Below are 21176 nucleotides of genomic sequence, written 5' to 3'. Positions count from 1 at the left end.
CCGGTCCATTGGGAGGCGCATGGACACGCCACCGCTCCAAGCCGGGCTCTACATTGTCGCCACGCCGATTGGCAATCTCGGCGACCTGACGAAGCGGGCCGCCGAGGTGCTCTCGGCCTGCGCCGTGATAGCGTGCGAGGACACGCGCGTCACGGGCAAGTTGTTGAATCATTTGGGGATCAAGCGCCCCATGCGGCGCTATGACGATCACGCGAGCGAGGAAGCGCGCGAAAGGCTGCTCGCTGAAATGTGCGAAAAGCCGGTCGCGCTGGTGTCCGACGCGGGCACGCCGCTGATTTCCGACCCCGGATACAAGCTGGTGCGGATCGCGCGCGAACGCGGCATTCCGGTCACCAGCCTGCCGGGGCCGAGCGCGCTGGTGGTGGCGCTGACGCTGGCGGGCCTGCCGACGGATCGCTTCATGTTCGCCGGATTCCTGCCATCGAAGGACAAGGCGCGCGGCGATGCGCTGACCGGACTGGCGGCGGTTCCGGCCACGCTGGTGTTCTACGAAACCGGACCGCGTCTGGTCGACAGCCTGACCGCGATGGCGCAGATCATGCCGGGGCGCGAGATTGCCGTCGCGCGCGAACTGACCAAGCTGCACGAGGAATGCCGCACCGGCACGGCGGAGGATCTGGCAGCGCACTACACCGCGCATCCGCCGCGTGGCGAGATCGTGCTGCTCGCCGGGCCACCGCCCGCGCCGCCTGCGCCGGAAGAGGCCGATGTCGATGCGGCCTTGCGCGCCGCGCTGGCGGACATGAGCGTATCGCAGGCGGCGGGCAGCGTGGCCAAGGCGCTGGGGCTCGATCGCAAGACGCTGTATGCGCGGGCGATGGAACTGAAGTGAGCGGAAGGCGCGCCGAGGCCGAGCGGCAGGGGCGGCGCGGCGAAACGCTGGCGTGCTGGTATCTGTGGCTCACCGGCTGGCGCATTCTGGCGCGCAGGCAGCGTGTCGGCGCGGGCGAGGTGGACGTGGTGGCGCGCAAGGGGCGCACGGTCGCGTTCGTGGAAGTGAAGTGGCGCCGGACGGCGCAGGCGCTCGATCTGGCCATCGATGCGCACCGGCTGCGGCGCGTGGCGCGCGCGGCCGAGGTGCTGGCGGCGCGCTATGCCAAGGTGGGCGATGATATCCGCATCGACGTGATCCTGATCGCGCCCGGAACGTGGCCGCGCCGGATCGCCAATGCCTGGCAACCCGGCGCGTGACCTGCAGCCCTTAGTGGGGCTTATGTTCGTCCTTGTGGTCGCCGTCCTTGTGGTCGCCGCCGTGATCGTCCTTGGGGTGTTCGGTCGGGTGCGGCTCGGGGTTGGCGAGCGCGGCGGCGCTCCAGCCCAGCACGGTGGCAGCGGCAGCGGCGGCAGTGATGATCTTGCGCATGGAAGGTCCCTTTTCCGTTTGCGGAGATGAAGCCGGTTCGGCTCGCCCGCGAAAATGGTCGCACCGGGGGTAAATCGGCTTTAAGGCCCCACCAGAGTTTTGACTGAGGTACTTGCCCCATGACCTTGCGTGTCGCCGTTCAGATGGACCCTCTCCAGTCGATCAATATCGGCGGGGATTCGAGCTTCGCGCTGATGCTTGCAGCGCAGGAGCGCGGGCACGAGGTGTTCCACTACGACGTTGGCGCGCTTTCGCTCGACGAGGATGACCGGCTGATTGCACACGCCACGCCGGTGACGGTGCAGCGGGTGGTCGGCGATCATTTTCAGGCGGGCGAGAAGCGGCGGCTGGATCTGGGCCGCGATATCGACGTGGTGCTGATGCGGCAGGACCCGCCGTTCCACATGGGCTACATCACTGCCACGCACCTGCTCGAACGGATCGAGCGCGAGACGCTGGTGGTCAACAACCCGCGCAGCGTGCGCAATGCGCCCGAAAAGGTGATGGTGCTGGACTATCGCCGGTTCATGCCGCCGACGCTGGTGACGCGTTCGGTCGACGAAGTGCGCGCGTTCCAGAAGAAGCACGGCGCCATCGTGATCAAGCCGATCCACGGCAACGGCGGCAAGGCGATCTTCCGCGTTTCGGAAGAAGGCGAAAACCTGGGCGCTCTGTTCGAGGTGTTCAACCAGACCTGGCCCGAACCGCACATGGTCCAGGCCTTCCTTCCGGAAGTCGCCAATGGCGACAAGCGCATCGTGCTGGTCGATGGCGAAGTGGCGGGCGCGATCAATCGCAAGCCGGGCGAGGGCGAATTCCGTTCCAACCTCGCCGTCGGCGGCTATGCCGAAAAGACCGAGCTGACGCCGCAGGAGCAGGAAATCTGCGCCGCGCTGGGGCCGGAACTGAAGCGGCTGGGACTGATCTTCGTCGGCATCGACGTGATCGGCGGCCAGTACCTGACCGAGATCAACGTGACGTCGCCCACGGGCATTGTCGCCATCGACCGGTTCAACGGCACCGATACCGCCGGCATGATCTGGGATGCGATCGAGGGGCGGGTGTAGGGGCCGCCTCTTCGCCACCCTTCGGGTGGTGGCTCTCCCCTTGCAGGGCGGAACTCGGGCGCTGATCCTCCCCTGCGACGGGAGGGGGCAGCCCGCATGGCGGGCGGAGGGGTAACGGTGTCGCCTGTCCGCTCGGATCAAGATGGCCCCGGAAGGCGTTGCCCACTTCATGAACGACTGGATCTTCCACCTGATCGAAGGCGGCGGCTATTGGGGCATCGCGCTGCTGATGGTGCTGGAAAACCTCTTCCCGCCGATCCCGTCAGAGGTGATCATGGGGGTGGGCGGCATCGCCGTGGCGCACGGCCGGATGGAGATCGTGCCGCTGATGGTGGCGGGCACGCTTGGGTCGACGCTGGGCAACTACGCGTGGTTTCTGCTGGGCCGTGCGCTCGGCTACCAGCGCCTGAAACCGTTCGTCGATCGCTTCGGTCGGTGGCTGACGATGGATTGGGAAGACGTGGCGAAACTCGTCGTGTTCTTCCAGAAGCACGGCCAGTGGGTGGTGTTCGGCATGCGCTTTTCCCCGTTCATGCGCACGATGATCTCGCTGCCCGCAGGCCTTGCGCAGATGGGCCACGCGCGGTTCCTGCTGTTCACGCTGGCGGGCGCGACGATTTGGAACGCGGTGCTGGTGTGGGCAGGCTGGCACCTTGGCCGCAACGTCGGCGCGCTGGAAAAGCTGACCGGCCCGGTCGCGGCGGTGGGGATGGTGCTGCTGGCGCTGGTCTATGCGTGGCGCGTGGTGCGCTGGAAGCCGCGCGGGGATTGAGCGCAGCAACAAAAAAGCCCCCGCCGAAGCAGGGGCTTTTTCGAAACCGTCGATCTGGCGCGGGATCAGGCGTCCTTCGCCAGCCATTCTTCCAGATACTTGATGGTGTAGCCGCCATCCAGGAACGTCGGGTCGGTCAGCAGGCGCTGGTGCAGCGGGATCGAGGTCTTGACGCCGTCGATCACCATTTCTTCCAGCGCGCGCTTCAGGCGCATGATGCAGCCTTCGCGGGTGCGGCCATAGACGATCAGCTTGGCGATCATCGAGTCATAGTACGGCGGGATCTTGTAGCCCGCGTAAAGGCCGGAATCGACGCGCACGTGCATCCCGCCCGCCGCGTGATAGCTCTTCACCAGACCCGGCGAGGGCGCGAAGGTGAAGGGATCTTCCGCGTTGATGCGGCATTCGATCGCGTGGCCCTTGAACTCGATCTCGTCCTGCTTGACCGAAAGCTGCTTGCCATCGGCGATGCGGATCTGTTCGCGCACGAGGTCGACGCCGGTGATCGCTTCGGTGACGGGATGTTCCACCTGCAGGCGGGTGTTCATCTCGATGAAGTAGAACTCGCCGTTTTCCCACAGGAACTCGATCGTGCCCGCGCCGCGATAGCCCATGTCGGCCATGGCCTTGGCCACGATGCCGCCCATGCGGTCGCGCTCTTCGCTGGAAATGACAGGCGAGGGGGCTTCTTCCAGAACCTTCTGGTGGCGGCGCTGCAACGAACAGTCGCGCTCGCCCAGGTGAATGGCGTTGCCATTGCCGTCGCCGAAGATCTGGAATTCGATGTGGCGCGGGTTGCCGAGGTACTTTTCGATATAGACCGTGGCGTCGCCGAACGCGGCCTTGGCTTCGCTGCCGGCCTGCTGGATCAGCGTTTCAAGCTCTTCGGGGCCGTTGCACACCTTCATGCCGCGCCCGCCGCCGCCCGATGCCGCCTTGATGATCACCGGATAACCGGCGGCCTCGGCAATCGCCTTGGCTTCGGTGATGTCCGACACCGCGCCGTCCGAGCCCGGCACCAGCGGCAGCCCGAGTGCGCCGGCGGTGCGCTTGGCCTCGATCTTGTCGCCCATGGTGCGAATGTGTTCGGGCTTGGGGCCGATCCAGATCAGCCCGTGCGCCTCGACGATCTCGGCGAACTTGGCATTTTCGGACAGGAAGCCGTAGCCGGGGTGGATCGCATCCGCGCCGGTGATCTCGGCTGCCGAGATGATCGCGGCGACGTTGAGGTAGCTGTCCTTGGCCGCGGGCGGGCCGATGCAGACCGCCTGGTTGGCCAGCCGCACGTGCATGGCATCGGCATCGGCGGTGGAGTGCACCGCCACCGTCTCGATGCCCATCTCGTGCGCGGCGCGGTGGATGCGCAGCGCGATTTCGCCGCGGTTGGCGATCAGCAGGCGCTTGATGGCCATGTGGGCGGCCTTACGCGATCACGACCAGCGGCTGGTCGAATTCGACCGGCTGCGCGTTTTCGACGAGGATCGCCTTGACCGTGCCCGAGGCGGGCGCGGTGATGGCGTTCATCACCTTCATCGCCTCGATGATCAGCAGTGTGTCGCCCGCCTTCACCGCCTGGCCCACCGCGACGAAGTTCGCCGCTTCGGGATTGGCCGCGAGATAGGCCGTGCCGACCATCGGCGACTTGATCGCGTTGGCGTGGTCCGCCGCCGGAGCGGCTTCGGGCGCGGCAGCGGCGGGCGCGGCGGCCACCGGGGCGGGCGCGGCGGCAGGGGCCGCATAGGCGACCGGCGCGGCGGCGGTCAGCGTACGGGCGACGCGGATCTTGCGCGTGCCATCCTCGACCTCGATTTCCGAAAGGCCGGTATCGGCCAGCAGCTCGGCCAGTTCGCGCACCAGCGCGCTGTCGATGGCCATTCCTTCGCTCTTCGCGCCGCGATCCTGCGTCATTCGTTATCCTCGCGCGGGTTTGATGGGTTCAAGCAGCGGCCCATGCCCGCCTGTGCGCGCGCTGGCAAGGCTTTGCGGGTGCGTGTGGTGGAAAACCGGCGTCTGTGCCGCTCAAAGCCGCGTTACGGCATCCAGCGCGACAAGGTAGCTGTTCGCGCCGAACCCGCAGATCGTGCCCTTGGCCGCCATGCCGACATAGGACTTGTGGCGGAAGGCCTCGCGCGTGTGCGGGTTCGAAAGGTGGACTTCGATGACCGGCGTGCGGATCGACTTGATCGCATCGTGCAACGCGACCGAGGTGTGGGTGAAGGCGCCTGCATTGAGCAGCACCGCCCTGGCGCCCACTGCCTGCGCTTCGTGAAGCCAGTCGACAAGGTGGCCTTCGTGGTTCGACTGGCGCAGATCGATCTCCAGCCCCAGTTCGAGCGCACGATCCTCAAGCATGCCGGCGATATCGTCTAGCGTCTGCGTGCCATAGATTTCAGGCTCGCGCAGGCCCAGCAGGTTGAGGTTGGGTCCGTTGAGGACATAGACGGTTTCGGACACGGACACCCCCGGCAGCAAAATCTGTTGCGCCTATTCGCACTGTGGCGCGAAGCGCGCAAGGCTGCGGCGCTGGGTTCAGCCGCTGTTGGGGATGACGGGCGAGGGTGGCGGCGGCGGCGCGTTGCCGTTGTCTGCCTGCGGGCCGTTCTGGAACTGGGGATCCTCGGTGCTGGGATCGGTGACCTGGTTCACGTCGGGATCGAGCTGCGGAAAGGCATCGTTGCTGACGTAGGGGTTGGGAGCGGCGTGCCGGGCAATGTCCTCGGCATTGCGCGCGCGCTTTTCTGCAGCTTCGGCGCGCTTTTCCACCGAAGCGAGGCGTTCTTCCAGCGCGGCGACGCGATCGGGCTGGGGGGCTGCGCCGCAACCGGCAAGCGCCAGCGCCAGCGCGGCGACCAGAAGGCGCGGGCGGAAGGCGGCAGGAAGGGCGAGCGGTTGGCGTTCCATCACTACGTCGGTCTAGCAGGGAAAAGTTACCTGAAACTAACCAGACCTCGCAGCCTCCGATCAGGCATCATCGCCGCGCATCTTTCCCCATTGCCGGGCGACGGTGTAGCCGACGTACCCCGTGCCGAAGAGCGCATAGAGCGGCTCGGGCAATCCGCGAAAATAGGCGGCCATGGCGGCGATCATCGCCTGCGCCGCTTGCGGTCGGACGGCGCCGAGCAGGCCCATCGGGATCGACCACAGGATCAGCAGATACATGACGTAGAGGAACGTCGGGCGGGCGTGGGCGACGAAGCGATCGTCGGCGCGGCGGGAATGGGTTGAAGCGGCGCTGGCGGTCATCGGCGTCCTCGGTGGCAAGGGGAATGAACGCTTCTGCAGATAATCGCGTGACGCTGTGTAGGAAAATAATTTGTTCATTGTGCTTGCAGAATTCGCGCCTCTTTAGCGCAAATTGGTACAAAGTCTTACTTGCTTTTATTTGTACCCTGTGGCGTTCTTGGTGGAGCGGGATCGATCTGGAGGCGTGAGCGGGCAAAGCCGTCGCGCAACATCGTGGCCAATGGCCGATACCTGGAGTCGATCTTGTCACATCCCTTCTCCGGTCATGCCGCGCCCGACATTGCCGACTATGACGAAGCCTACGGCCCTCCGCTCTGGCCCGAGGACCCGATCGAGGGACCGCGCACGTTCGAGATCGGTCTGGTGCTGGCGGGCGCGGTGTCGGCGGGGGCTTATATCGGTGGCGTGCTCGATTTTCTGTTCGAGGCGCTCGACGCCTACGAGGCCGAGCGTTCGCGGGCCATCGCCGCGGGCGAGCCGGGCGCCGCCGCGCGACACAAGGTGCTGGTGCGCGTGATCAGTGGCGCTTCGGCGGGCGGCATGTCGGCGGCGATGGTCGCGGCAGCGGCGCGGCGGCGCTTTGCGCCCATCCGCTGCCGGGCGGACGCTGATGCGCTGGGCGAGCGGAACCCCTTCTATGCCCCGTGGGTCCGGCAGGTGGACATGCGCTGGCTGCTGGGCGAGGCCGATCTTGCCGGCGCGCGCGCGCCGGTGCGCTCGCTGCTCGATTGCAGTGTGCTGGACAAGGTGCGCGACGAGATCCTGGCGTTTCCGCAGCGCGCCGACGCGGCCGATGTTCCGGTCGATCGCCCATGGCTGCCCGATCGGCTCAAGCTGTGCTTCACCGTCACCAATTTGCGCGGCGTTCCCTACAGCTTCGCGTTCGATGGCAGTCCGGGCGCAAGCTACACGATGACGCGCCATGCCGACATCGCGCGCTTCAGCGTGAAACTGCGCGGGCTGGCCGATGCGCGGCCCGACGAAGTGGACCTCGCCTGCGAATCCAGCGCCGCCGACCCTGCGTGGACGCTGCTGGGCAATGCGGCGCTCGCCACCGGATCGTTCCCGCTGGCGCTGCGATCGCGCACGATCGCGCCGCTGTCCGCGTTGTACAGGGCGAGCTTCTTTCCCGATCATGCGCGCATTTCGCCCGCCACGGGAAATCCGCCGCCGCCGGTGGTGGCCTACCGCATCGACGGCAGCGTGAAGCACCTTGCGGACGATCGCTGCAAACCTGCGTCCTACAGTTATGCCTCGGCCGACGGGGGCATGATCGACAACGAGCCGCTCGAATGGGCGCGGATCGAACTGGCGGGCATCCTGGGGCGCAATCCGCGCGGTGCGGAGGCCGCCTGCCGCGCCCTGATCATGGTCGATCCATTCCCCGATCCGCCGCTGGTCAAGGAGCGCCTCGCTGACGACGCTCGCGATGCCTACGCCGACGCGGAACAGGAAACCCTGCTTTCGCTCGCGGGCGGCATGATCACCGCCATGAAGAACCAGGGGCGCTTCCATCCCGAGGACATCCGCCTCGCGCTCGACAGCTCGGTCGCCAGCCGGTTCATCATCAGCCCGAGCGGGCGGGACAAGGTTCCAAACGACCGCGATGCGGGCAATTTTACCGGCGGCGCGGCGCTGGCGAGTGGCGCACTGGGCGGCTTTTCGGGCTTCCTGTGCGAAGCCTATCGCCACCACGATTTCATGCTGGGCCGTGAAAACTGCCGGTCGTTCCTGCAGAAGTACTTCCGAATTCCCGTCACGACGCCCGATGCCAGCGGCAACCCGGTCCGGTCGTGGCTCTTTGCCGAGGAACCCGAAGCACTGCCCGACGATGACCCGGAGCGCGGGCGGGCGATCATCCCGTTATATGGCACGGCGGCGCAAGAGCCGAGCCCGCGCTGGCCGGACTGGCCGGTGAACGTGTGCGACGCGGGGGATCTGCGCAAGCCGATCAGGCGGCGCATCCGGCTCGTGGCGGACCGCTCGATCGAGGCGATGGCGCCGGGCGGCTTCAAGGCCGTGCTGGATTTCGGATGGCGCGCGGTTGGCGGTCTGGCCTCTGGCGCGATGGCGAAGAAGGCGGTGGCGCGGATCGAACACGCCTTGCGCGCGCACCAACTCGTCAACGACGATTAGGCCGCGATCACAACCTCGATCCCGCGCGCGGCGAAGGCTTCGTGCAACTGGGGCGGCAGGCCTGCGTCGGTGATCAGCACGTCGACTTCGTCCAGCCCGCACACGATCGTGCCCGAACGGCTTTCGAACTTGGAACTGTCGACCAGCAGGATCACTTCCTCGGCGCGGTCGATCAGGCGGCGCTCGGCGGCGACCAGCACCACGTCGGCCTGCATCACGCCCTGAAGCCCCACGGCGGCGGCGCCCATGAACAGCTTGGGCGCGTGGAAGCGGGGCATCGATTCCTCGCCAGCGGCGGCAAGGATGATGTTCTGTTCGCGGAACACCGTGCCCGATGGCACCAGAATGCGCGTGCCCGCCTGCGGCAGCAGCGCGTTCACGATGTGCAGCGAATTGGTGAGGACTTGCAGGTCCTTGCCGTCGAGGTGGTGGCACATCTGCAAGGTGGTGGTGCCGCCGTCGATCATGACGCCTTCGCCGGGCTGGCAGCGTGCGGCGGCGGCGCGTCCGATTGCCTGCTTGGCGGCGAGGTTCTGGCCGATCGACTGTTCGAACGGCGTGCCTGCGAGGCTGAACGAAGGCGCGGTCGGCGTGTCGTCCGTTTCGGCGAGCTTGGCTCCGCCGTGGACGCGCACGATCTGGCCTTCCTCCTCCAGCCGCGTCAGGTCGCGCCGGATGGTCGCGGGGCTGGCCTCGAGCTGGGCCTCAAGCTCGCGGTAGCTGACGAACCCGGTGGGGCGCAGCGCCTCGATGATCAGCCGTTCGCGTTCCGCCGCGTGCATGTCCGTGCCTAACCCCTCAAGCCTTGCAGCATGGCCTATGCCGCAAGGCTTGAGCGAATTCCATCATTCTTGCGCGGATAGGTCCTCAACCGGAGGTAACCGCAGCATCGAGCATGTTGCCCGCGCCGATCACCACGGTCGCGCCCACCAGCAGGCCGATGCCGGTCCACACCAGCGCGCGGGTGCGCGGGGCGGCGCCCTTCCATTCCTTGAGCGCGAAGCCCCACAGCGTCGAGAACAGGATGATCGAGGCCATGTGCAGCGTCCACGACGAGAAGCCGAAGCGCCCCATCTGGCTTTCGCCCATCGTGTAGAAGAAGAACTGGCCATACCACAGCGTGCCGCCCAGCGCGGCCAGCAGCCAGTTGGTGAGCAGCGGTGCGCGGCCGCCATTTTCGGGATCGGATACCGCGCCGAAGAACTGGCCGAAGCTGCGGTTCTTGCGGATCAGCCAGGCGCACCACAGCAGGTTGGTGGTGAGGCCGCCCGCAAGCACCACGCACAGCACCGGAAGCCCCTGGCTCAACGGGTCGGTCCCGGCGGCCAGCGTCAGGTCGCGGATCGGCTGGCCGGCATCGAGGCCCCAGGCAAAGCAGCCCGACATGCAGCCCGAAAACACCGCGATCAGCAGGCCCTTGCGCAAGTTGAACTCGGCCACGCCTTCCGACGCCTTGCCGCCCAGGTCCTTCTCCTTGGCGCTGCCCGCGCGCGCCACTACGACGATGCCGACAAGCGTGATCAGGATGCCGAGCAGGGTCAGTTGCCCGCTGGTCTTGGCCGCGATCTCGCCGATCGTGCCGTGGAAGATCGGTGGTCCCATGGTGCCGATCACGGTGGTCAGCCCCAGCGCGACCGCCATGCCCAGCGACAGGCCGAGATAGCGCATGGTCAGGCCGAAGGTCAGCCCGCCAAAGCCCCACATGGCGCCCCAGAACCAGCACCATGCCAAGGTGTTACGCGGCGCGGCGGAGAGAACGCCCAGCAGATCCTCGGTGCGCAGCGACGCGAAGATCCACGGCGCGATCAGCCACGAAAAGAGGCCACCGGCCAGCCAGAACACTTCCCATGACCAGCGCTGAATGCGCTTGTAGGGCACATAGAAACTGGCCGAGGAGAAGCCCCCGATCCAGTGGAATAGCACGCCCAGAACCGGGTTCCCGCCCATCAATCCAATCCCTTCTTGTCGTTCTTATCGGTTGGCGAGGATCGAGCGGTCGATCTCGCCGATGGAGCCGACCCCGGTGAGCGTCATGGCGACGCGCATTTCGGCTTCGATCAGCTTGAGCATGTGTTCGACGCCTGCCTGTCCGCGCGCGGCGAGCGCGAAGGCCCATGCCCGGCCCAGCAGCACGCCCTTGGCACCCAGTGCCAGCATCCGCAGCACGTCGAGCCCGGAGCGCACGCCGCCGTCGGCCAGCACGGTCAGCTTGTCGCCCACCGCATCGACGATCGGCGGCAGCGCCTGCGCCGAGGACAGCACGCCGTCCAATTGCCGCCCGCCGTGGTTGGACACGACGATGCCGTCCGCGCCGATCGCGGCGGCTTCCTTGGCATCCTCGGGGTCGAGCAGGCCCTTGATCACCAGCGGCCCCTTCCATTCCGAGCGGATGAAATCGAGGTCCGCCCACGAGATCGAGCTGTCGAAGTTCTCGCGCATCCACGCGAAGAAGTCCTCGATCCCGGTCTTGCCCTGCAGCTTGCGCGCGACGTTGCCCAGCCCATGGGGGCGGCCCATCACGCCGACGTCCCACGCCCAGTCGGGCTTCATCGCGCCCTGCAACGCGCGGCGCATCGCGCCCTTGAGGCCCGGCGCACCGGCAAGCCCCGAATGGTAGTCGCGGTAACGGCTGCCCGGCACCGGCATGTCGACGGTGAAGATCAGTGTGGAACACTTCAGCTCCACCGCTTCCTGCAACAGTTCGCGGATGAAGCCGCGGTCGCGGATCATGTAGAGCTGGAACCAGAACGGACGGCTGGCGGCCTTGGCGACTTCGGCCATCGAACAGGCCGACACGGTGGACAACGTGAAAGGAATCCCCGCCGTTTCTGCCGCGCGCACCGCCTGGCATTCGCCGCGCCGCGCGTTCATGCCGGCCAGCCCGATCGGGGCGAGCGCCACCGGCAGGGCCTGCTTTTGGCCGAACAACTCGGTCGAAAGGTCTAGGTTCGACACATCGCGCAGCACGCGCTGGCGCAAGGCGATGTCCTCAAGATCGGCGATGTTCCGCCGCAGCGTGACTTCGGCATAGGAGCCGCCGTCGATGTAGTCGAACAGGAAGCGCGGCAGGCGGCGGCGGGCGAGTTCGCGGTAATCGGGGATCGACGCGGCGATCATGCAAGGGCCTCCACTTCAGCCTTCCAGCGGCTGCGATAGGTGTCGAGATCGGCGTCGAGCGGAGCCACGCGCACCAGTTCGTCCTGCGGCTTGAGGCCGGGATCGATCAGTCGCAGCGCACCGAACGAGACGTCGTTGTGCGCGTTGGCGGTAAAGACCTCGCAATCCGGGCGCAACGCGGCGAGCGCGCGAACGAAGACTTCGGCTTCGGCAAAGCGCCCTTCGACGAGGATGCGTTCGGCGGAGCCGATCAGGTCGAGTGCGGTATCGGCCACCAGCGCGGCATAGAGGCAGGCGAGCGCGCGGCGTTCGTACCAGTCGTCGGGCCGGTTGATCCACGCGAAGGTGGAAGCGGGGTAGGGGCCGCACCCGCCGCATAGCGTGGGCAGGATCATGCGGCCCTGCTTCAGCACTTCGGGCACGGCAGCGAGCAGCGCGGGCTGGTCGGGCTTGATATCGACGCGACGGGTGTCGATCTCGATCAGAGTCTCGATCTCGCGGCCGCCCATGAAGCGCGCGGACGGCACCGGGCGGCCATAGGCATCGACGTTGACGAGGCAATCGCGCGCTTCTGGCAGCAGCGCGGTTTCCACGGGCTGCGCGGGCAGGCGCATGGCGATGAACCATGTGCCGGTCGAGAGCACGGTCGCTTCGTTGTCGGCGATCTCGGCAAAGCCGCGCGCGGCGAGCAGGGCGGCATTGGAATCGTGGAGGCCTGCCAGCACCTGCACCTCTGGCGATAGACCGGTCGCGGCGGCGACATCGGCGGTCAGCGTGCCGACCACGTCGCCCGCGCGCACCACCGGCAGCAGCTTTTCAGCCCAACCCATGCGCTTGGCCAGCGGCGAGAAGTCCGCGGCTTGCGGGCACCACAGGTCGGAATGGCAGCCAAGGCTGGTCACTTCGCTGACCGCGCGGCCGGTCAGGAAGAACGCCCAGTATTGCGCCCATGGCACCAGCGTCGCGCGGGCCATGACCTCGGGATACAGCCGCTCCATCCAGAACAGTTGCGCGCCGAAGTTGAGGCCTGCGGGCAGGGCGGGTGAGCCGGTAACGGTAAAAGGATCGCGTGCCGCGCGGTATTCCGCCAGCACGTCGTCGGGCAGAACCTGTTCGTAATCGAGCGGCGGGAAGGCGAGGTGGTCGCCCTTATCGCTTTTGGCCAGCGCGCAGACTGCCGCGCCATGGCCCACCGGCACGATCGTGCGAATCGGATGATCGGCATAGCGCGACAGCGTTTCGAGCAGCCATTGCGCCGTGCCGCCCGCATCGAGACGGCGCACGCCGTCGACCTCGATGGGCGCGTTGGGCCGCACCTGCCGGTCGATCATGCGTCCGTCCAGATCCCAGAGGCTGACCTTGCTGAGCGTCTTGCCCAGATCGATGACGATGGTGGTGCCCGTTGGCACGCCGCTCTCCCGTGTTTCTGCGTTGAAATGATCAATAACAATCAATGTTGATCATTTCCAGTAGAAATGTTAGCACCCCTTCCGAACGGCGCAATGCCGGCCTGACGACCCAAAGGGATGCCATGAACGCCCAGACGCAGATTTCCGTAGCCGCGATCCCCTTCGCCGTGCCCACCAGCCGCTGGAACGACTCGGTCGCCGCCACGCTCAGCCCGGCCGAACTGCTGCTCTATCGCTCGAACCTGCTCGGCTCGGACCTCACCGTCACCAACTTCGGCGGCGGCAACACCTCGGCCAAGCTGGCGGAGATCGATCCGCTGACCGGCGAAAGCGTCGAAGTGCTGTGGGTCAAGGGCTCGGGCGGCGACATCGGCTCGATTAAGCTCGATGGCTTCGCCACGCTTTACCAGTCGAAGCTGCTCGGCCTCGAAGCGCACTATGGCGGGCCGGACGATGACGACAAGATGGTCGGCTACCTGCCGCACTGCACTTTCAACCTGAATGCCCGCGCGGCCAGCATCGACACCCCGCTGCACTCGCTGCTGCCCTTCGCGCATGTCGATCACGTCCACCCCGACGCGATCATCGCGCTCGCCGCCTCGTCGGGCGGGGAAGCGGCCACGCAGGAAATTTGGGGCGGCAAGATCGGCTGGCTGCCGTGGAAGCGCCCGGGCTACACGCTGGGCGTGATGCTGCGCGATTTCGTCGCCGCCAATCCGGGCGTCGAAGGCGTCATGCTGGCAGGCCACGGCATCATCTGCTGGGCCGATAGCGCCAAGGCCTGCTATGACCACACCGTCGCGCTGATCGCGGACGCCGCCAATTACCTCAACGCCAAGCTGGGCGAAAAGCCCGCGTTCGGTGGCCAGAAGGTCGCCCCGAACCCCGATCGCGCCGCGATCGTGGCAGACCTCATGCCCCGCCTGCGCGGCTTCATGACGGGCGCGCGCCGCAAGCTCGGCCACTATTCGGACGATGCCGAGGCGCTGGAATTCACCGGCTCGGTCGAGTTCGAACGCCTTGCCGCGCTTGGCACCTCGTGCCCCGACCACTTCCTGCGCACCAAGATCGCGCCGCTGACGCTCGACCCCGCGCGCCTGACCGACGACGCCTACCTCGCCGAGCAGGTCGCCGCCTATCGTGATCTCTATGCGGCCTATTACGAGCGCTGCAAGCGCGCCAACAGCCCGGCGATGCGCGATTCCAACCCGGTCGTCGTGCTGGTCCCGGGCGTCGGTCGCATCACCTTCGCCACCGACAAGACCACCGCGCGCCTTGCCGGAGAATTCTACGGCAACGCGATCAACGTGATGCGCGGGGCCGAGGCTATCGGCGACTATATCGCGCTCGATGAGCAGGAAGCCTTCGACATCGAATACTGGCTGCTGGAAGAAGCCAAGCTCCAGCGCATGCCTGCGCCCAAGCCGATGGTCGGCAAGATCGCGCTCGTCACCGGCGGCGCCGGCGGCATCGGCGCCGCCACCGCCGCGCGCTTCCTGCGCGAAGGGGCCTGCGTGGTGCTTGCCGATCGTGACGCCACCGCTGCCGAAGAAGTGCGCGCCGGGTTTGCGAAGCAGTTTGGCAAGGACGTGGTCCGCGCGGTTGCCTGCGACGTGACCGATGAAGCGCAGGTCGCCGCCGCGTTCGAATACACCGCGCGCGAATTCGGCGGACTGGATGTGCTCGTCGCCAATGCGGGCATCGCTTCGTCCGCGCCGATCGAGCAGACCACGCTCGACCTGTGGAACAGGAACTACGACGTGCTGGCGCAGGGCTATTTCCTGACCGCCCGCGCGGCCTGGCCGCTGCTCAAGCGGATGAAGGAACAGGGTGGTTCCTCGGTAGTGTTCATCGGCTCGAAGAACGCCGTCGCGGCGGCCGCAGGCGCCTCTGCCTATGCCTCGGCCAAGGCGGCGGCCAACCACCTCGCACGCTGTCTTGCGCTCGAAGGCGCGCCCGAAGGCATCCGCGTCAATGTCGTGAACCCCGACGCGGTGATCCGTGGCAGCAAGATCTGGGACGGCGACTGGCGCAAGGAGCGCGCGGCGTCGAACGGCATCGACGCGGGCGACGAACTCGAAGCGCACTACCGCAACCGCTCGATGCTCAAGCGCGATGTGCTGCCCGAGGACATCGCCGAAGCCGCCTACTGGCTGGGTTCGGAAGCCTCGGCCAAGTCGACCGGCAACATGATCAACGTCGATGCAGGCAACGTGCAGGCCTTCACGCGCTGACGCCGATGGGAGAGGATAAGGCAATGAAAACAAGAAAAGCCGTTCTGCTTGCCGTGACCCTGGCCGTGGCCGCGCCTGCCTTCGCGCAAGGCGGGCCGCCGCCGTCGGAACCCGCCACCGCTCCGGCCGAACCCGGTGCGATTGCGCTCTATGGCGACAAGACCCCCGGCAGCGCTGCCAGTGAACAGTGGATCAAGTTCGCAGGCCGCGACCTTGCCGTCCGCAATGTCACCCGGCCCACGATCACCCCGGTCCTGCCCGATCCGGCCAAGGCCACGGGCGCGGCGGTGGTGGTCGCGCCGGGCGGGGCGTTCATGCTGCTCGCCATGGACCACGAAGGCTGGAACGTGGCGCGCGCACTGGCCGATCGCGGCATTGCCGCCTTCGTGCTCAAGTACCGCCTCAACCCCACGCCCAAGGACGAGGCCGAAGCGGGCAAGTTCATGGGCGCGGCGTTGCAAAGCGAACTGGGCCACCCGATGACCGGCGACCTGCTGGGCAAGTCGTCCGCGCCCGCAGACGGCAAGGCCGCGGTGGCGTGGGTGCGCGCTCATGCCGCGCAATACGGGATCGATCCCGCGCGCGTCGGCATGATGGGCTTTTCGGCAGGCGCCATGACCACGCGCCGGGTGGGCCTCGATGCCGACACGCCCTCGCGCCCGGCTTTCCTCGGCTACATCTACGGACCGCAGGATGCCGAACCCGTATCCGCCGATGCGCCGCCGATGTTCGATGCCATCGCGCTCGACGACAGCCTGTTCCCCAGCAAGGGCTTCCCGATCGCCCAGGCCTGGCTCGCCGCCAAGCGCCCGGTGGAAATCCACGGCTACCAGCGGGGCGACCACGGCTTCGGCCTTGGCATTCCCGGCACGACCACCACTCTCCTGATTGACCAATTCACCGCGTGGCTCTCGATGCAGGGCTTCCTCGCGCGAAAGGACAGCAAGTGACCCTTCCCATTTCCGCAGACCTGATCGCAGAGCGCAACGCCGCGCACCTCGATGCGCTGGAAGACGATTACGCCGCGCTGGGCCGCAAGCTGGCGCGCACCGGCATCGACATCGATGCGATCAAGGCCAAGGTCGCTGGTTTCTCGGTCGCCGTGCCCTCGTGGGGTGCAGGCCGTGGCGGCACGCGCTTCGCCAAGTTCCCGATTGCGGGCGAGCCCACCAACATCCACGAAAAGCTGGAAGACTGCGCGGTCATCCAGCAGCTTTCGCGCGTCACCCCGCGCGTTTCGCCCCACTTCCCTTGGGACAAGGTGAGCGACTACAAGGCCTTGCGCGATGAGGCCGCCAGCCTCGGCCTCGGTTTCGACGCGGTCAATTCGAACACTTTCCAGGACCAGCAGGGGCAGGCGCATACTTACGCCAATGGCTCGCTGTCGGCGCAGGATGCCGCCACGCGCCAGCAGGCGGTGGACCACAACATCGAATGCATCGAGATCGGCCAGCAGCTCGGCTCGACCGACCTGACCGTGTGGGTGGGCGATGGCACCAACTTCCCCGGCCAGCAGGACTTTGCCCGCAGCCTCGACCGCTATCTCGAAGGCGCGGCACAGATCTACGCCGCGCTGCCCGACGACTGGCGGATGCTGCTCGAACACAAGATGTTCGAACCGGCGTTTTATTCGACCGTGATCAGCGACTGGGGTTCCTCGATCCTCGCCGCGCAGGAACTCGGCCCCAAGGCCAAGTGCCTCGTCGACCTTGGCCACCATGCACCCAACGTCAACATCGAGCAGATCGTCGCGCGCCTCCACCGCTTCGGCAAGCTGGGCGGCTTCCACTTCAACGACAGCAAGTACGGCGACGACGACCTCGATTCGGGCTCGATCAACCCGCACCAGCTGTTCCTCGTGTTCAACGAACTGATCGAGGCCGAGTTGAACCCGCGTGATGGTTTCAACCCCAGCTACATGATCGACCAGTCGCACAACGTGACCGACCCGATCGAATCCATGCTCTCGTCCGCCGAGACGATCGCCCAGTGCTTCGCCAAGGCACAGCTGGTCGACCGCGCCGCGCTGCACGGCGCGCAGGAAGCCAACGACACGATGATGGCCTTCCAGGCGCTGCGCCGGGCCTACAACCTCGACGTCGCGCCGATCCTTGCCAAGGCGCGCATGGAAGCGGGCGGCGCGATCGACGTGCTCGAAGCCTACCGCCTCAGCCAGTACCGCGGCCGCAAGGCGCAGGAACGCAAGGCCGTCGGCCTCGGCGCGGGCATCGTCTGAGATAATCGAACCAGAACAACGAAATATCGGGAGTGAGCAGCATGAACCTTCGCCGGGGCCTTCGGGTCGCAACCGTCCTTGCCAGCACCACGCTGCTCACCCCATTCGCCATGGCGGACACATCGCCCCCGCCGCAGCCCCCCGTCTATCCAATGCCGGTCGAGCCGGTGAACGCCGCGCCCAGCCTTGACCAGCAGTTCCAGGACCCGCCGATGGACGCGCGTCCGCGCGTCTGGTGGCACTGGATGAACGGCAACATTTCAAAGGACGGCATCGCCAAGGATCTGGCGTGGATGAAGCGCGTGGGGCTGGGCGGCCTGCAGAACTTTGATGCCGGGCTCGCCACGCCGCAGATCGTCGATCACCGGCTGGTCTACATGACGCCTGAATGGAAGGACGCCTTCCGTTTCGCCGCCGCCGAGGCCGATCGGCTGGGCCTCGAACTCGCCATCGCGGCTTCGCCTGGCTGGTCGGAAACCGGCGGCCCCTGGGTGAAGCCCGAGGACGGCCTCAAGAAGGTGGTGTGGAGCGAAACGCTGGTCACCGGCGGCAAGCGCTTTGCCGGCAAGCTGCCGCAGCCGCCGCAGGTCACCGGGCCGTTTCAGGACATGGCGCTCGACGATCCGATCGCCAAGCTTTCGGGCGAACACGGCTTCGTTGCGCCTGAACGTTATGCTGATATCGCCGTGCTGGCGGTGCCCGACCTCGCGCCGGCCGACCTGACGCCCGCCTATGCCGGGCCGGACGGCAAGCCGCTTGACGCAAAGCTGCTCTCGGACGCCAGCCTGACTACCGGCGTGACCGTGCCGCGCGGGCCTGCCGAGGCGCCGACCACGCTCGTCGCCAGCTATGCCAAGCCGCAGACCATCCGCTCGGCCACGCTGTTCATTCCCGGCGCGAAGGGGATATTCTCGGGCGCCACGGTCGAGCCGCGGCTTGAAGCAAGCGGCGACGGCAAGACCTGGCGCAAGATCGCCGATTTCCCGATCACGGCCGCGCCGAGTACCATCGGTTTCCCCGCCGTCACCGCACGCGCGTTTCGTGTCGTGCTGGTGCCCGCGCCGTTCCGCGGTTCGAACCTTGGCGATCCTGCACCCGGTGTCGATACCGACAGCGGCTTCCTCGCGATGATGGCTGCAGGCGCGAAGGCGCCGTTCGAGATCAAGCAGTTCACACTGTCGGGCGAGGCGCTGGTCGATCAGTACGAAGCGAAAGCGGGCTTCGCCATCGAGCGCGACTACTATGCGCTGGGCACCCCCGATGCCGCAACTGTCGGGGCGGACCCGGCCAGGGTCATCGACCTGACCGCCCAAATGAAGGCCGACGGCACGCTCGACTGGACCCCGCCCAAGGGCCGCTGGAAGGTGATCCGCCTCGGCGCCAGCCTGCTCGGCACCACCAACCACCCGGCGCCGCCCGAAGCGACGGGGCTTGAAGTCGACAAGTTCGATGGCGCGGCGGTGCGCGGTTACCTCGAACACTACCTCGGCATGTACAAGGACGCCGCCGGGCCGGAGTTGGTGGGCCAGCGCGGCGTGCGCGCGCTGCTGACCGATTCCATCGAAGTCGGCGCGGCCAACTGGACGCCGAAGATGGTCGCCCAGTTCAAGCGCCTGCGCGGGTATGACCCGACGCCGTGGTTCCCCGCGCTCACCGGCACGCTGATCGGCAGCCGCGCGCAGTCCGACGCCTTCCTGCGCGACTATCGCCAGACGCTGGCCGACCTGATGGCCTCCGAACACTACGGCACCGTTGCCAAGGTCGCGCACGAAAACGGCCTGAAAGTCTATGGCGAGGCGCTGGAGGACAACCGTCCGTCGCTGGGCGACGATATCGCCATGCGTGCCCACGCCGACGTTCCGATGTCGGCGCTGTGGACCTATTCGCGCAAGGCCGGGCCGAACCCCAGCTACATCGCGGACATGAAGGGCGCGGCGTCCACCGCGCACATTTACGGCCAGAACCTCGTCGCGGCGGAATCGATGACCTCGGCGCTCGCGCCCTGGGCCTATGCGCCGAACGAGCTGCGCCGGATCATCGATCTCGAATTCGCCAGCGGCGTCAACCGCCCGGTGGTCCACACCTCGGTCCACCAGCCGGTCGACGACAAGAAGCCCGGCCTTTCGCTGATGATCTTCGGCCAGTTCTTCAACCGGCACGAAGCCTGGGCCGAGCTGGCGCGCCCGTGGGTGGACTACATGGCGCGCTCCTCGCTGCTGCTGCAGGCGGGGCGCAACGTGGCCGATGTCGGCTACTTCTATGGCGAGGAGGCGCCGATCACCGGGCTTTACGGGCAGGCGCGCGTTGCCGATGCGCCCAAGGTCCACGCCTACGACTTCGTCAACCGCGATGCGCTGTTCGAAGCGCTCGACGTGCACGACGGCGAAGTCGTCGCCAAGGGCGGTGCGCGGTACAAGGCGCTCTACCTCGGCGGCTCGTCGCGCAAGATGACGCTGCCGACGCTGCAACGCCTCGCCGCGCTGGTCGAAGCGGGCGCGACCGTGGTCGGCATGGCCCCCGAAGGTTCGCCCAGCCTCAACGACGATGCGGCGGCGTTCAAGGCGCTGACCGGCAAGCTGTGGGCCGGTGCCGCGGTGACGAAGCTCGGCGCGGGGCAGGTGATCGCCAGCAGAGACATCGACGCCGCGCTGGCAGGGGCCGGCGTCGCGCCCGATTTCCGCATGGACGGCGCGAGCAAGGATGCCGAGGTGCTGTTCGTCCACCGCCAGCTGGCCGATGGCCACGCGTGGTTCGTGAACAACCGCAAGCAGGGTGCCGAAACCTTCGAGGCGCACTTCCGCGTCACCGGCAAGCAGCCCGAGCTGTGGCACGCCGATACCGGCCGCACCGAGGCGGTGTCCTATCGCATCGTGGGCGGCGAAACGGTGGTGCCGATGACGCTGGCGGGCGAGGACTCGGTCTTCGTCGTGTTCCGCAAGGCCGCGCAGGCCGATGCCATGGCGATCAAGCAGCTGGCGCCGGTTCCGGTGGGCACGCTCGACGGCGCATGGAAGGTCGGCTTCGAAGCCGGTCGCGGCGCGCCCGCTTCGGTCGACCTGCCCATGCTCAAGCCGCTCAACGAAAGCGCCGATGCCGGGGTAAAGTACTTCTCCGGCCTTGCCACCTACACCCGCAGCTTCACGTTGCCCAAGGGGGTGAAGCCGGGCGCGCCGCTGTGGCTCGATCTGGGCGAAGTGGGTGAAATCGCTGCCGTGTCCGTCAACGGCAAGGACGTGGGCTATGCCTGGCACAAGCCCTATCGCGTGGACATCGCAGGCGCGGTGAAGAAGGGGGCCAACACGCTTCAGGTCAAGGTCGCCAACCTGTGGGTCAACCGCCTGATCGGCGATGCCCAGCCGGGCGCGACCAAGGTCACCTGGACCGCCATCCCCACTTACAAGGCCGACGCCCCGCTGCGGCCTTCGGGCCTGATCGGGCCGGTCACGCTGTTGGGTCAGGCGAAGTAACGCCAGCCTTTCAGTGCTGAACGACAGGCGCCGCCGGGGGAAACTCCGGCGGCGCTTTGTTGTGCAAGGCCCACCCCCAGCCCCTCCCGCTTGCGGGAGGGGGGGAAGGAA

General features: G+C 67.1%; 19 protein-coding genes. 9 read left to right on the top strand and 10 right to left on the bottom strand.

Annotated features, from left to right (window positions below; all coding sequences use genetic code 11):
- Positions 1–19 precede the first annotated feature (19 nt).
- Positions 20–853: a 16S rRNA (cytidine(1402)-2'-O)-methyltransferase gene (rsmI, locus tag K3A84_RS03425; RefSeq protein WP_225007895.1), complete on the top strand. Its 834-nt coding sequence runs from the start codon at positions 20–22 to the stop codon at positions 851–853.
- The gene (locus K3A84_RS03420; RefSeq protein ID WP_225007894.1) at positions 850–1212 is read left to right on the top strand and encodes a YraN family protein; all 363 of its coding nucleotides are present in this window, start codon (positions 850–852) and stop codon (positions 1210–1212) included. Before rsmI ends, K3A84_RS03420 begins: the two co-directional genes overlap by 4 nt.
- Before the next feature lie 10 nt (positions 1213–1222).
- Here the strand turns inward: K3A84_RS03420 and K3A84_RS03415 are convergent, their stop codons facing one another.
- A complete protein-coding gene (locus K3A84_RS03415; RefSeq protein WP_225007893.1) occupies positions 1223–1384 on the bottom strand; it encodes a hypothetical protein in 162 nt (53 codons plus the stop codon).
- A gap of 119 nt (positions 1385–1503) precedes the next feature.
- Between K3A84_RS03415 and gshB the strand changes: the two genes are divergently transcribed.
- Entirely contained in the window at positions 1504–2451 is a 948-nt protein-coding gene (gene gshB / locus K3A84_RS03410; protein ID WP_225007892.1) for a glutathione synthase, read from the top strand.
- A gap of 169 nt (positions 2452–2620) precedes the next feature.
- On the top strand, positions 2621–3223 hold the full coding sequence (locus K3A84_RS03405) for a DedA family protein (protein ID WP_225007890.1): 603 nt from the start codon (positions 2621–2623) through the stop codon (positions 3221–3223).
- A 65-nt stretch (positions 3224–3288) separates the two neighbouring features.
- Here the strand turns inward: K3A84_RS03405 and accC are convergent, their stop codons facing one another.
- From accC to K3A84_RS03380, 5 genes are all read right to left on the bottom strand, one after another.
- Positions 3289–4635 carry an acetyl-CoA carboxylase biotin carboxylase subunit gene (accC, locus tag K3A84_RS03400; RefSeq protein ID WP_225007888.1) on the bottom strand — a complete coding sequence of 449 codons (1347 nt, stop codon included), beginning with the start codon at positions 4633–4635 and terminating at the stop codon, positions 3289–3291.
- A 10-nt stretch (positions 4636–4645) separates the two neighbouring features.
- Positions 4646–5131, bottom strand: coding sequence for an acetyl-CoA carboxylase biotin carboxyl carrier protein (accB, locus tag K3A84_RS03395; RefSeq protein ID WP_225007886.1), 486 nt, complete (start codon positions 5129–5131; stop codon positions 4646–4648).
- A gap of 111 nt (positions 5132–5242) precedes the next feature.
- Positions 5243–5677 carry a type II 3-dehydroquinate dehydratase gene (aroQ, locus tag K3A84_RS03390; protein ID WP_225007884.1) on the bottom strand — a complete coding sequence of 145 codons (435 nt, stop codon included), beginning with the start codon at positions 5675–5677 and terminating at the stop codon, positions 5243–5245.
- A 75-nt stretch (positions 5678–5752) separates the two neighbouring features.
- Positions 5753–6124 (bottom strand): hypothetical protein, encoded by a 372-nt coding sequence (locus K3A84_RS03385; protein ID WP_225007882.1) that lies wholly within the window; start codon positions 6122–6124, stop codon positions 5753–5755.
- Positions 6125–6184: 60 nt separating this feature from the next.
- Complete coding sequence (locus tag K3A84_RS03380; RefSeq protein WP_225007879.1) at positions 6185–6466, bottom strand: 3TM-type holin; 282 nt, start codon at positions 6464–6466, stop codon at positions 6185–6187.
- Between the two features lie 243 nt (positions 6467–6709).
- On the opposite strand from K3A84_RS03380, the gene K3A84_RS03375 reads away from it, so the two are divergent.
- Positions 6710–8602: a patatin-like phospholipase family protein gene (locus tag K3A84_RS03375; RefSeq protein WP_225007877.1), complete on the top strand. Its 1893-nt coding sequence runs from the start codon at positions 6710–6712 to the stop codon at positions 8600–8602.
- On the opposite strand, the gene K3A84_RS03370 is transcribed toward K3A84_RS03375, so the two are convergent.
- The 4 genes from K3A84_RS03370 to K3A84_RS03355 form a co-directional block, all read right to left on the bottom strand.
- The gene (locus K3A84_RS03370) at positions 8599–9384 is read right to left on the bottom strand and encodes a DeoR/GlpR family DNA-binding transcription regulator (protein ID WP_225007876.1); all 786 of its coding nucleotides are present in this window, start codon (positions 9382–9384) and stop codon (positions 8599–8601) included. The two genes, K3A84_RS03375 and K3A84_RS03370, sit on opposite strands and share 4 nt — an antisense overlap.
- An 85-nt stretch (positions 9385–9469) precedes the next feature.
- Positions 9470–10549, bottom strand: a complete 1080-nt coding sequence (rhaT, locus tag K3A84_RS03365; protein ID WP_225007875.1) for an L-rhamnose/proton symporter RhaT — start codon at positions 10547–10549, stop codon at positions 9470–9472.
- Between the two features lie 24 nt (positions 10550–10573).
- The gene (lldD, locus tag K3A84_RS03360; RefSeq protein WP_225007874.1) at positions 10574–11719 is read right to left on the bottom strand and encodes an FMN-dependent L-lactate dehydrogenase LldD; all 1146 of its coding nucleotides are present in this window, start codon (positions 11717–11719) and stop codon (positions 10574–10576) included.
- Positions 11716–13128 carry an FGGY-family carbohydrate kinase gene (locus tag K3A84_RS03355; RefSeq protein WP_225007873.1) on the bottom strand — a complete coding sequence of 471 codons (1413 nt, stop codon included), beginning with the start codon at positions 13126–13128 and terminating at the stop codon, positions 11716–11718. The genes lldD and K3A84_RS03355 overlap by 4 nt, the downstream gene beginning before the upstream one ends.
- 122 nt (positions 13129–13250) lie before the next feature.
- Here K3A84_RS03355 and K3A84_RS03350 point away from each other — a divergent pair, with 122 nt between their 5' ends.
- From K3A84_RS03350 to K3A84_RS03335, 4 genes are read left to right on the top strand one after another with little or no spacing between them, the layout of a single operon-like run.
- Entirely contained in the window at positions 13251–15362 is a 2112-nt protein-coding gene (locus K3A84_RS03350; RefSeq protein WP_225007871.1) for a bifunctional rhamnulose-1-phosphate aldolase/short-chain dehydrogenase, read from the top strand.
- 23 nt (positions 15363–15385) lie between these two features.
- The gene (locus tag K3A84_RS03345; RefSeq protein WP_225007869.1) at positions 15386–16312 is read left to right on the top strand and encodes an alpha/beta hydrolase; all 927 of its coding nucleotides are present in this window, start codon (positions 15386–15388) and stop codon (positions 16310–16312) included.
- Positions 16309–17598, top strand: coding sequence for an L-rhamnose catabolism isomerase (rhaI, locus tag K3A84_RS03340; RefSeq protein WP_225007867.1), 1290 nt, complete (start codon positions 16309–16311; stop codon positions 17596–17598). The genes K3A84_RS03345 and rhaI overlap by 4 nt, the downstream gene beginning before the upstream one ends.
- Before the next feature lie 41 nt (positions 17599–17639).
- Positions 17640–21065 carry a glycosyl hydrolase gene (locus K3A84_RS03335; RefSeq protein ID WP_225007865.1) on the top strand — a complete coding sequence of 1142 codons (3426 nt, stop codon included), beginning with the start codon at positions 17640–17642 and terminating at the stop codon, positions 21063–21065.
- The last annotated feature ends 111 nt before the right edge of the window (positions 21066–21176 follow it).

The organism is Novosphingobium percolationis, from assembly GCF_020179425.1.
Taxonomy (GTDB): Bacteria; Pseudomonadota; Alphaproteobacteria; order Sphingomonadales; family Sphingomonadaceae; genus Novosphingobium; species Novosphingobium percolationis.
Note: the sequence above shows the minus strand (reverse complement) of the source record. Positions and strands in the feature narration are given on the sequence as shown.